The sequence below is a fragment of the Lacrimispora sphenoides genome, from assembly GCF_900105215.1.
Classification (GTDB): Bacteria; Bacillota; Clostridia; order Lachnospirales; family Lachnospiraceae; genus Lacrimispora; species Lacrimispora sphenoides_A.
This window is the reverse complement of record NZ_FOIP01000001.1, coordinates 65,524-77,143: the sequence shown is the minus strand read 5'-3', so window position 1 is coordinate 77,143 and position 11,620 is coordinate 65,524. Positions and strand designations below refer to the sequence as shown.

Here is an 11,620-nt window from a genome sequence, read left to right as displayed (position 1 = left end):
TAGTGTACTTAAAGGAAAATATACAACTGGCTCTTGAAGGGCTCAAAGCAAATAAAATGCGAGCGCTCCTTACTATGCTGGGCATAATCATCGGCATAAGCTCGGTTATCGCAATTATGACGGTGGGCGATTCCCTGACAGCGTTTGTTTCAGACTCCATGCAGGGCATGGGTGCGAATAACATAACCGTGCGGCTCCAGAGCAAAGATTCCGACTCAAAGAATGCAGCTCTTTCTGAATCTGATTTAATCACCGATGAAATGTTGGATAAATACACAAAGATGTATGCAAATCAAGTTCAGACCATCAGCTTATCCAAGTCTGGAGGTTCTGGAAAAGCACAGAAAGGCCGGAAATATGCTAATATTTCTTTGCAGGGAGTCAACGACGGATATAGCCAGGCCAACAATCTGGAAATGATATCCGGGCGTTTTATCAGGGAAGCGGATGTTAAGTCCAACCGATATACGGCTGTGGTTTCGGATAAACTCGTAGAAAATATGTTTGATAAAGGATCAAATCCAATTGGCAAAGAAATAAGAGTATCTTTTGGCGATAGTTTTCAAGTTTTTACAATTATAGGCGTATACAAATATGAAGAATCCGGCCTCATGGCTTTGGGAGGCGGAGTATCTGAGCAAGACGTCAGAACCAATTTATATATCCCTCTCTCCACCTGTTCTGTGCTAACTTCATCCGGCCAAGGCTATCAAAGCCTTACTGTTATGGCTAAAAAAGGCGTAGATACAGAGAAAATGTCAAAACAAACGGGGGATTTCTTCAATGTTTACTATGTGAAGAACCCTATTTATGAAGTCAACGCTAGAAGCATGGAAAGTGTAATGTCATCCGCCACCTCCATTATGAGCGTCCTTTCATTGGCTGTAGCGGTCATAGCCGCCATTTCCTTAATTGTCGGCGGTGTTGGCGTAATGAATATCATGCTGGTATCTGTAACGGAAAGAACAAGAGAAATCGGAACCAGGAAAGCACTGGGAGCCAGAAGCTCCGCCATACGGATACAGTTTATTGTGGAGGCCATCATTATTTGCTGTTTAGGAGGATTTCTCGGGATTGCAATCGGAACAGGCCTGGGTTACTTAGGTTCGGTTATTCTTGGATTTCCGACATTCCCTTCTCCATTTATCATCATTGTAGCTTTTATGTTTTCGATGTTGATTGGTGTTTTTTTTGGATATTATCCCGCAAACAAAGCATCTTCGCTTGATCCTATTGATGCATTACGTTATGAGTAACGTTATGAGTAGATAAATCACTAATACTCGGATTCTTGATAAAGCAGGCCCAACGAGGTATAATATCGTCGTCTACAAAAATTGTTGTTGACTTTAACATTACTTTAACAATGGTGACTTATAATTAAAACACTATGCCTTAATGGTCGAATCAGGAGTTAATACTATGATAAATATACTGGTTGTAGAAGATGATTTGAAACTGAATCAAATAGTCTGTTCGTATTTGAATAAAAATAATTACCATGCTATTGGCTGTAATAATCCTACCGAAGCCTACGATCTGCTTTACACTTCAAGGTTTGATATGATTATCTCCGACATTATGATGCCGGGAATTGATGGGTTTGAATTTGTCGAAACAATACGCTGTCAAAATAGGATTATTCCTATACTGTTTATGACCTCGCTGGATGATATTTCTTCAAAGCAAAAAGGGTTTCGCATAGGAATTGATGATTATATGGTTAAGCCAATTGATATGGATGAGATCATCCTGCGTGTTGGTGCTCTTCTGCGTCGGGCGAATATCGCCAATGAGAGAAAGGTAACAGTAGGAAGTCTTGTTATGAACGAAGATGAGATGTCTGCTACATTGAATGGCGAAGAAATACCTCTGTCCGTCAGGGAGTTTAATATTCTCTACAAGATGCTTTCCTATCCGAAAAAGACCTTTACCCGCAGTCAGCTCATTGATGAGTTTTGGGGACTGGAAAGCGAATCCGGGTTACGGACGGTAGATGTTTACATTACAAAGCTACGTGAAAAATTTTCCGGTTGTAAGGATTTTGAAATCGTAACCCTGCGTGGCTTTGGATACAAGGTGGTGATCAAATGAAGAAGAAAGACAAACGTATCAATGTCGGATTCTTCTCAGCAAAGCAGTTTTTTATTCTTCTTTTTATTGTAATGAGTATAAACGCAAGCTATAATACCGTCTATTCGATGCATAGAAGTAATATTGAAGATGCAGCTATTGGATATATGCTGCTGGGAAACGTGCTGTTTTCGACCGTTGTTGTTGCTGCATTGCTTGGTTTTGCAAGAAGATCTATGTATGGCAGACCGATGAGGAAGATAGCCGAAGCAGCGAGGCAGGTAGCTGGCGGTGATTTCACTATCAGGCTGCAGCCATTTCGGAAAGATGGGAAAAAGGACGAGATTGAAGTTCTTGTGGAAGACTTCAATACGATGATAGAGGAACTTGCCACGATTGAAACCTTAAAGACGGATTTTATTGCCAATGTATCTCATGAAATCAGATCGCCGCTGGCCGTGATTCAAAGCTATGCCACAGCTATGCAAGATGATTCCCTATCACCAGAGGAACGGTACGATTACGGTAAGACCATTGTCAAGGCTTCAAAGCGGTTGTCAGATTTAATCACCAATATCTTGAAGCTGAATAAATTAGAAAACCAGGAGATTTTTCCCGCATCTGAGCCGTATTCGCTTGATGAACAGCTTCGTGAATGCGCTTTGTCATATGAAGAGCTTTGGAGTAAGAAGAATATTACGCTGATTGGTGATGATATTAACGAGGTTACCGTGCGTTACGATAGATCCCTGCTTGAGCTTGTTTGGAATAATCTGATCTCCAATGCCATTAAATTCACAAACGAAGGTGGGCAAATCGTCATTTCGCTTAAGAACGAAGATGGATTAGCAGTGGTGACGATCAGCGATACTGGTTGTGGCATGGGCGAGGAGACGGTGGCTCATGTTTTTGATAAATTCTATCAGGGCGACAGTTCGCACTCCACCGAAGGAAATGGATTGGGATTGGCGCTTGCTAAAAAAGTAGTAGATATTTTCGGAGGTAGCATATCAGTAAAAAGCAGACCAAACGAAGGAACATGCTTTATTGTTAAGGTGGTGATTTAATCATACGGGCGACGTGTAAGGCAGGGATTCTTTGCGGAGAAATAAGGTCCGGGCCAGAGTTTTGTTCTGTATAACAAATAAGTTTAAAAAAGTGGCTGTCGCATCATTGCAACAGCCACTTCTTTCCCCTATTTTATTAATAAACAGATTTCCACTCGTCAATATTGGAGCTTTCAAATTTAAATGGAGGCCCAAGAATAATCTCCGTTCCGCCATCCGATGCCCCAATCACTTCGTAATCGCCCATTTCCCCGGCAGCGAACTTGTCACCGGCTTTCCCTGTGATAGACCCGTCTACCAGGGCGATGGAAGTATAAGCCCCTAAGGAACCTACGTCAATAGGATTCCATAAGTACATATAAGGACAGGAGTGAGCGTCATCATTGCCGATGTATTCCGCCATTTCAGAGGGAAGTCCAAGGCCTGTCAGCTTGACTTTGGATTTTTCATCCTGAAGAACCTTTGCGGCTGCATTGATTCCAACGGTGGTTGGCGCGCAGATAACCTTTAAATCAGGGTATTTGGATAAAAGCGCCTGAGTCTGGTCCGTGGATTTCTGGGGTTCATCATCTCCATAGGCAACTTCTACCAGATTGAGCTTTGAATACTTACCTTCCTTCATGACCTCTTTCATGGCTTCGATCCAGGCATTCTGGTTGGTAGCCTGGGAGGTGGCAGAAAGAATGGCCCAGTCTCCCTCACCGCCTGAAATATCATAGACGGCATCCATTAAAGCCTGGCCGATTTCCGTAGTTCCGGCCTGGTTGACAAAGGTCTGTCGGCTGTCTTTATTCACCTTGGAATCCAGACAGGAAACCTTGATCCCGGCTGTCATGGCCTCCTCCAAAGCTGCCTGAAGGGCGTTTTCATCATTTCCCGCGATGCAGAGAGCATCCACGCCCTGGGAGATCAGGGACTGGATAACGGAAACCTGGGCGTCTGCCGTAGCAGATTCCGGATGCTTGATAATGCAGGTTCCTCCCTCCGCCTCAATGACCTTCTGAAAACCCTGTGCCATTTTTTCATTATACGGATTGCCTGCCGCCTTTGTGACGATGGCAAAGGTCTTTCCGGCAGTTCCTCCGGTTCCCGTCCCGTCTTTGGATGCAGCCTCGGTTTTCTGTGGGGACGCCGTACTTTCCGTCGTACTGCTTTTACTGCTGCAGCCTGCTAGGATTCCTGAAATCGCAGCGGTACACAGGACTGCATAAACCAATTGTTTTCTCATGTTACAATTACCTCCCTTTTCCATTTCTTAGTTTTTTATACTGAACACCTTCTGGTGTTACGTATCACACATGCTTCCGTTTTATATTTTTTAATAGTTCCGGTATCATAACTGCCAGAATTAACAGGGTACCAAGAATCACCAGAATGACCTGGGGATTCATGTTTATCTGGCCTAAGCCGATCCGGAGACAGATAATGATAAATGCTGATATCATGGCTCCGGTTAATTTCCCCTTACCGCCTGCCGTGGAAATCCCGCCGAACACAGCCATGGCAATGGCATCCAGTTCAAAACCTGTTCCAGTAGTGGTATTTGCACCGTAAAGGACCGAAACCAGAAACATAGCGCTGATGCCTGCCATCATGCCGGTAACAGAGTAAACCGCCAGACGTATTTTCTGCACATGGATGCCGGAATAGAAAGATGTGGTCCGGTTGCTTCCAATGGCATAGAGCCTTCGCCCAAAGGAGGTCCTGTTTAAAATAAAAATGAAGATAACTGCCGCAAACAGGACTGCAAAAAAGACATAAGGTATAGGTCCGATTTTCCCTGCCAGTGCCCGAAAGCCTTCATTATGCTTTAAGGACACAGAGCCTCCGCTTCCCAGTGCAATTTCTGCAATTCCCCGGAATATGATCATTGTAGCCAGTGTGACGATCATGGATGGCAGCTCTGTAAACAGGGTGACTGCAATCCCGTTAAAAAGCCCGCAGGCGGTTCCAACAAGAATGCCGGTTAAAATGACAACCGGAAATGGAATACCTGCATTTCCCGCCAGGCAGGCGGTGGTTGCCGATAAGCAGACTGTAGCGCCCACTGATAAATCGATCTCCCCTATAATAAGGACATAAGCCATGGGAAGCAGAAGAAACACCTCAGTTAAATATTTTGGCATTTCCCGCAGCACATTGGTAAGCTTATAGCTTGGAGAGATGATCATGCATAACAGGTTTACAGCAAAAAACAGAAATACCAGCATCCCTTCCCAGCTGAGAAGGCTTTTTTTCCAGCTTTGCTCTGCCTGCGCAGATATTGTTCTTCCCGATTTTCCCGCCATGAATTACATCTCCCTTCCTTTTAAATTTTCCTTTTGCATCATGCGCTGCGCCACTACGTTGAAAATGATGACAGCCAGAATAATACAGCCCTTAACCGTGTTTTGTACGATGGAATCGATCCCTACGAGAGGAAGAGCCTTGGCGATGACTGCCAGGATCAGAGAGCCTAACAAAGCGCCTGCCACCGTTCCCCGGCCTCCCGACATGCTCACACCCCCGATGACACAGGCCGCGATCACATCCATTTCCTTTCCGTAAAGCATGTTAGGCTGGGCGGAGGAATAGACAGCAACTGCAAGGGCGCCGCACAAACCGGCCAGCATTCCCATAAGGGTATAGACTAACAGCTTGATCCTCCTGGTATTGATGCCGGATACGGCAGCTGCTTCCGGGTTGCTGCCTACCGCATAAATCTTTCTCCCTGTTCTGGTCCATTTCATGACTGCAAAAAAGATGATATAGCACACCAGGACAATGACAATAACATTATTTAATATACCAAGCCCCAGTTCCTTTTCCAACGCAAAATTCTTAAAGCCTCCCAGATTTTCTGCGCTGGCCCACTGGCTTTTGGCAATCAGATAGGCAAGTCCCCTGTATATGTACATGAATCCCATGGTGGCAATAATCGGAAGCACCTTTCCTTTTGCTACCACAAAACCAATGATTGCCCCACATAAAGCGCCTACTAAAATGGCGATGAGAAACAGCAGGAGCGTATTATGAATGATGTTGTATTTAAGAAGCATTCCTACGGTCATTCCGGATAGAGCCAGGGTGGAGGTAATGGAAATATCGATTCCTCCCACCAGCAGGACGCAAAGCATTCCCAGGGCCATAATCATGATGACCGCATTGTTTTTCAGCATATCCAGAATGGATTTTGCTGTCAGAAATGATGGGCTGAATATCTGGATCACCATGCAGAGGATCACTAGAACAAGGAATAGGCTGGCTTCTCTGGAGCTTGTGATTTTCTTGAGCAATTTTTTCTCCATTATTGGGAACTCCTTTCCATGGCATGCTGGAGAATGGTTTCCTGAGTCGCCTCCCCGCGGTTTAACTCACCGGACAGTCTGCCATTGCACATGACCAGGATGCGGTCGCTCATGCCCAAAATCTCCGGCATTTCCGAGGATATGAGAAGAATTCCGTATCCTTTTTTCGCTAAATCCCCCATGATCTGATAGATCTCGGCTTTTGCTCCTACATCCACGCCCTTGGTGGGCTCATCCATAATGACGACTTTCATATCCTGGCTTAAAGCCTTAGCCACCACCACTTTCTGCTGGTTTCCGCCGGATAAAGAGCTGGCAGGATCAAAGATGGAAACTGCCTTTGTATCCACTTCTTCTAAAAGCTGTTTTGCGGTCTCACATTCCATTTTTTCATTTGTGATGCCGCATTTCGCATATTTTCCCATGATGGGCAAGGTCACATTGCGTCCAAGGCCCCAGGTGAGGATAAGACCTGCTCTCTGGCGGTCCTCCGGAAGAAGGACAAGCCCTTCTCTCATGGCATCAGCCGGGTGTTTTATGGAGACGTGCCCTCCCTCAATATAAACATTTCCGGTATCAGGCCTTGTAATGCCGCAGATACTTTCCGCAACCTCTGTTCTCCCTGCCCCTACAAGTCCCGTAAGTCCCAGAATCTCCCCCTGATGCAGAGTAAAGTTTATGTCTTTAAAATATCCGGTCCTTGACATGTTTTCCACCTTAAGGACCTCCGGGCCGGTCTTTACCTCCGGCTTTGGGTAAAGGTCCTTGATCTCACGGCCTACCATGGCCTTAATAAGATCCCCATCGGTGATTCCCCCCGATTCATAAGTTCCGATGTACCGGGAATCCCGGAAAACGGTTACCCGGTCCGCCAGCCGGAACATATCCTCAAACCGGTGGGAAATAAAGATAATAGAAACACCGGTGGCCTTTAACTGATCCACGATCCGGTACAAGTCTTCGGATTCATTTTTTGTCAGAGCTGCTGTGGGTTCATCAAGAATGATGATTCTGGCCCGGGTGGATAGTGCCTTTGCAATTTCCACCATCTGCTGCTGGGCCACACTCAGCGTTCCCATTTCATCGGCGGCCTTAAAATCCGCATTCAGCTCCATTAAAAGCTTTTCCGCCTCCAGATTCATCCGCTTCCACTGAATCATGCCGTTTTTCACGATCTCATGGCCCATAAATATATTCTCCGTCACCGTAAGGTCCGGGTAGGAGGTGGGATGTTGGTAAACAGCAGCTATTCCTGCTGTCTGGACATCCTTTGGCCCTTTAAATTCTGTCTTACTCCCGTCCAGAAAGATTTCTCCTTCGTCGGCCCTGTGAACTCCTGTTATCACTTTGATAAATGTGGATTTTCCCGCTCCGTTTTCCCCCATCAGTGCATGAACCTCGCCCTTTTTCAGACTGAAATGAACCTGGTCTAAGGCTTTCACGCCGGGAAATATTTTTGTAACGCCCTTTAATTCCAGAACATATTCGGACACGGCTGCTTCCTCCCTTCTTAAGCTGGGATCATTTTACCATCGGCGGGATATGGAAGAAACAGTATAATCTTTTGATAACGGGTAATATATTTTTGAGTTTTTCGTTGATAACAGCAATAATAAGGCTTCTATATTGTGTTTTTTGGTTATTTTGCTAGAATAATAATGGATTAAAAGCAGGAAGGAGACCGTTATGAAATTGCTGATCGTTGATGATGAAGAGCTCACACGTACCGGGCTGATTGATTCCATTGACTGGGAGTCTCTGGGCGTCTTTCAGTTGTTCCAGGCTGAGGACGGCATAAGCGGGCTTCGCATTGCAAAGGATGTGAAGCCTGAAATCGTTTTATGCGATGTAAGGATGCCTAGAATGGATGGAATTGAGATGGTGGAACGGCTGGAGAAGCTGCTTCCTCATTCGGCCTTTATCTTTATGAGCGGTTATTCGGATAAAGAATATTTAAAAGCAGCCATTCGCTTAAAGGCCATCAACTATGTGGAAAAGCCCTTGGACCCTGCAGAGGTGAAAAACTCAATCAAGGAAGCCTACAACTGCGTTCGTCAGAATATGAGGACTGTAAAAAATGAGCTGTTTTATTCCAGGGGAACCGCCTCTTCCTTTGCAGCAGCCCTTACCCAACCTTACAGGGACAATAAGGAAACCGTCGCAGCCCTTGCAAAAGAGCTGGGCCTTAAGCTCACCCCCCATGCAGGCTTCACCTCTTTTGTTGTCAAGCTGGAACAGAGCCAGACAGACCAGAACCTTATGGATCAGGTACTTACGGATCTGGAAGTATTTCTTTCCCATTCCCATATGCAGGTTTACTATGTATCAAAATATATCCAGTACCATGTGTTCCATATCCTATCCCCTGTGTTGCCTTCCTATGGAGCTTTAAACCGGATTGGCGTTTTCTTAAAGAATTGCTTTGATCCGGCCTGTACCTTCTATATCAGCAGAGGAGAAACTTCTACTGGCATTGCAAGGGCCTATGATTCCTATGCATCTGCGGTTACTCTCATGCAGAGCAGCTTTTTCTTTAATCCGGGAACATTATTTACTCCTGAAGAGAATCAGACGGTACATACGGATAAACAGGGCAGGAATAAGTCCGCCGAGGCTGCTTATATCACCCTTTTATCGGAGGCAGTTTTAAATAAGGATCAGAAAAAAGGAAAGGAACTGCTTTTGCACCTTTATGTGGATTTTTACCAGAGGAGAGAGGTCTCTCCCCATGAGGCAAAGGATCTTTATTATAAGCTTTTTATGGTTTTGGAGGACTGCCGCCAGACTCTTAGGCTGGCACCTGTCATGGAGCCGGAAAATGCCATGAAGCTTCTTGAAAGCTGCTTTAGCTTTCGGGAGCTGCACCAAAAGCTGACGCAAAAAACCGAACTGCTTTTTGAAGCAGCGCGGTCCCATATGTCGGAAGATACCACTATTTTCCTAATTAAAGAGTACATCCACAATCATTATCACGACGATGCCCTTTCGGTACGGGATATTGGCGGCCAGGTTTACTTATCCGCTTCTTATGTGTGCACGTATTTTAAAAATGAAACAGGACAAACCATTAACCAATACCTTACGGATTACCGGATGAAAAAAGCCAAAGAGCTTCTGGCTGATTCCCGTTATCAGATTGCCGATATTTCAAACAAGGTAGGATACAGCAACGGAAATTATTTCAGCAAGAGCTTTAAAAAAATGACTGGCTTGTCGCCGTCTGATTACCGGGAGAAAATGTTGAAATGAAAAATATGATACAAAGAGGAAAGTTCTTCTACAACAACATGATGCTTCAGACAAAGTTTACCATCACCCATCTGGTCATCACCACCATACCCATGCTGGTCATGTTCTTCTTTTTCCATGGAAAGCTTTATGACATGGTTTTGGCGGATACCATCCGGACGGAACAAACCGCATCTGCCATGACCATGCCGCAGATTGATCAGCTGATTGAAACATGTCTGGAGGCTCAGAAAAGCCTGGAAGCCCATCCATACTATAAAAAGCTGTTCCGTCTGATCGGATACCAGCCTTCCAACTGGATTGATGATTCTTCAGAGGCAGCAGATTTTTACGGGGCAGCAGAATCCATCATTGATGGCGAATACATAACGAATATTCTTATTTATCTGGATATTCCTGAATTTCAGGAAATCTTTCACAATGAAACTTCCAGCCGGATCTTCCGCCCAATGAGAGAGGCTAGAGGGTCTTACTGGCACGGAATTTTCCAGGGGGACCGGTCTTTAAATTCTCTCTTTTGTCCGGAATTCTATTTAAGTCCTATAGAGGTAAGGGAATCAGGGGATATGGCCTATATTACCAAAACCACCATTTTATATAACAGTGAGTATCGCACCGGCTATACGGCTATCTATTACTCCAAAGCACCGTTTACAAGACTTTTAAAGAACAATTTAACAGAGGATACCAGCGTGGCCTATATCATCAATGACCGGGACAGCACCGTTGCCACCTCTGATGGCGGACTGGCGGGAATCTACCATTTCAGCTATGACAAGGTCCGGGATTTTTTTAGTCGTCCAATAATTTTGTCCTCAAGAATATTCTGGATCATGATGTTTATGCCGGCTTCTATTATATCAGGAAAGCGGACTGGTTTATGGTGGCTGTCATTCCGACCAGAGCCATCATTCAAAAAAGCTTCCTCCTTATGATCGGCTTTTTCTTCATATATTTACTTTGCATTTTGATTTCATTTTTAATTGCAAACCGGCTGTCCCATTCCATTACCAACCGGATTTCCTCTGTCATCGGGCAAATGGCAAAGGTGCGCACAGAGCCGCCCACCCCTCTGCCCGCATCTCTTTACCATGATGAGATCGGAGGCCTGATCGACACCTACAATTATATGACCAGGATGATGAACAGGCTCATCGGGGAGCAGGCAAAAGCGGCAGAGGACTTACGAGCCGCTGAATTTAATTCTCTTCAGGCCCAGATCAATCCCCATTTTCTATACAACACCATGGACATGATCAACTGGCTGGCGCAGCAGGGCCGGACGGAAGAGGTTTCGGAGGCAGTCGTGGATCTTTCCCGTTTTTACAAGCTGACTTTAAGCCATAAGGGAATCTTAAGCACCATTGCCGATGAGCTGGAACATGTAAAAACCTATGTCCGGCTTCAAAATATGCGTTACCATCAGATCATTGACTTTGTGGATGATATACCGGATCATATGATGGACTTGCCAATACCAAAACTGACCTTTCAGCCAGTGGTGGAAAATTCTATCCTCCATGGGCTTTTGGAAAAGGTACCAAAGGGAGGTACCATTGTCATTACCGGCTGGCTGGAGGACAACACAGCCGTCATACTGATTTCCGATGACGGGGTGGGAATGGACACCGGAAAGCTTTCTGGCATTCTCTCCGGAAACGGGACCAGTAAAAATGGGACAAACATTGCCGTATTCAATACCCACCGACGCCTGGAGATCCTATACGGTCCAGGATATGGCCTGACCTATAACAGCCTGCAGGGAAAGGGGACAGAGGTGGAGATCAGGATTTTTACAAAACAGGAATCTCGTTTTACATTCGACACATTCGTCCGTTAGTTGGTACAAAATGAAATTGAGAACAAAATTATATAGATTGATTACACGTAGCAACAAGAAATTAATTAAAAAATCTATAATAAAGTGTAAAATTTTGTCATAAG

Annotated in this window: 10 protein-coding genes; 6 read left to right on the top strand and 4 right to left on the bottom strand. The window is 45.0% G+C overall.

Annotated elements, in window-relative coordinates:
- The first annotated feature begins 2 nt into the window (after positions 1-2).
- The 3 genes from BMW45_RS00350 (at position 3) to BMW45_RS00340 (ending at position 3,140) form a co-directional block, all read left to right on the top strand.
- Positions 3-1,256, top strand: a complete 1,254-nt coding sequence (locus BMW45_RS00350; RefSeq protein ID WP_092240058.1) for an ABC transporter permease — start codon at positions 3-5, stop codon at positions 1,254-1,256.
- Between the two features lie 166 nt (positions 1,257-1,422).
- Positions 1,423-2,094 (top strand): response regulator transcription factor, encoded by a 672-nt coding sequence (locus BMW45_RS00345; RefSeq protein WP_092240057.1) that lies wholly within the window; start codon positions 1,423-1,425, stop codon positions 2,092-2,094.
- Positions 2,091-3,140: a sensor histidine kinase gene (locus BMW45_RS00340; protein WP_092240056.1), complete on the top strand. Its 1,050-nt coding sequence runs from the start codon at positions 2,091-2,093 to the stop codon at positions 3,138-3,140. The genes BMW45_RS00345 and BMW45_RS00340 overlap by 4 nt, the downstream gene beginning before the upstream one ends.
- Positions 3,141-3,276: 136 nt before the next feature.
- Here BMW45_RS00340 and BMW45_RS00335 read toward each other — a convergent pair whose 3' ends face one another.
- From BMW45_RS00335 to BMW45_RS00320, 4 genes are all read right to left on the bottom strand, one after another.
- Positions 3,277-4,368, bottom strand: a complete 1,092-nt coding sequence (locus BMW45_RS00335) for a rhamnose ABC transporter substrate-binding protein (RefSeq protein WP_092240055.1) — start codon at positions 4,366-4,368, stop codon at positions 3,277-3,279.
- A 64-nt stretch (positions 4,369-4,432) separates the two neighbouring features.
- Positions 4,433-5,428: an ABC transporter permease gene (locus BMW45_RS00330; RefSeq protein ID WP_092240054.1), complete on the bottom strand. Its 996-nt coding sequence runs from the start codon at positions 5,426-5,428 to the stop codon at positions 4,433-4,435.
- A gap of 3 nt (positions 5,429-5,431) precedes the next feature.
- Positions 5,432-6,427: an ABC transporter permease gene (locus BMW45_RS00325; protein ID WP_092240053.1), complete on the bottom strand. Its 996-nt coding sequence runs from the start codon at positions 6,425-6,427 to the stop codon at positions 5,432-5,434.
- On the bottom strand, positions 6,427-7,920 hold the full coding sequence (locus tag BMW45_RS00320) for a sugar ABC transporter ATP-binding protein (protein WP_092240052.1): 1,494 nt from the start codon (positions 7,918-7,920) through the stop codon (positions 6,427-6,429). Before BMW45_RS00320 ends, BMW45_RS00325 begins: the two co-directional genes overlap by 1 nt.
- A gap of 193 nt (positions 7,921-8,113) precedes the next feature.
- Here BMW45_RS00320 and BMW45_RS00315 point away from each other — a divergent pair, with 193 nt between their 5' ends.
- The 3 genes from BMW45_RS00315 to BMW45_RS28310 are packed head-to-tail and all read left to right on the top strand — an operon-like array spanning position 8,114 to position 11,516.
- Positions 8,114-9,676: a helix-turn-helix domain-containing protein gene (locus BMW45_RS00315; RefSeq protein WP_092240051.1), complete on the top strand. Its 1,563-nt coding sequence runs from the start codon at positions 8,114-8,116 to the stop codon at positions 9,674-9,676.
- A complete protein-coding gene (locus BMW45_RS28315; protein WP_242882848.1) occupies positions 9,673-10,611 on the top strand; it encodes a hypothetical protein in 939 nt (312 codons plus the stop codon). The genes BMW45_RS00315 and BMW45_RS28315 overlap by 4 nt, the downstream gene beginning before the upstream one ends.
- Entirely contained in the window at positions 10,557-11,516 is a 960-nt protein-coding gene (locus BMW45_RS28310; RefSeq protein ID WP_242882846.1) for a sensor histidine kinase, read from the top strand. The genes BMW45_RS28315 and BMW45_RS28310 overlap by 55 nt, the downstream gene beginning before the upstream one ends.
- The last annotated feature ends 104 nt before the right edge of the window (positions 11,517-11,620 follow it).

Bases quoted from the DNA above. Each gene is read 5' to 3' on its own strand.
- BMW45_RS00345 (WP_092240057.1), top strand. From the start codon at position 1,423: ATGATAAATATACTGGTTGTAGAAGATGATTTGAAACTGAATCAAATA.
- BMW45_RS00340 (WP_092240056.1), top strand. From the start codon at position 2,091: ATGAAGAAGAAAGACAAACGTATCAATGTCGGATTCTTCTCAGCAAAG.
- BMW45_RS00325 (WP_092240053.1), bottom strand. From the start codon at position 6,427: ATGGAGAAAAAATTGCTCAAGAAAATCACAAGCTCCAGAGAAGCCAGC.
- BMW45_RS00335 (WP_092240055.1), bottom strand. From the start codon at position 4,368: ATGAGAAAACAATTGGTTTATGCAGTCCTGTGTACCGCTGCGATTTCA.
- BMW45_RS28310 (WP_242882846.1), top strand. From the start codon at position 10,557: ATGGTGGCTGTCATTCCGACCAGAGCCATCATTCAAAAAAGCTTCCTC.
- BMW45_RS00315 (WP_092240051.1), top strand. From the start codon at position 8,114: ATGAAATTGCTGATCGTTGATGATGAAGAGCTCACACGTACCGGGCTG.
- BMW45_RS28315 (WP_242882848.1), top strand. From the start codon at position 9,673: ATGAAAAATATGATACAAAGAGGAAAGTTCTTCTACAACAACATGATG.
- BMW45_RS00330 (WP_092240054.1), bottom strand. From the start codon at position 5,428: ATGGCGGGAAAATCGGGAAGAACAATATCTGCGCAGGCAGAGCAAAGC.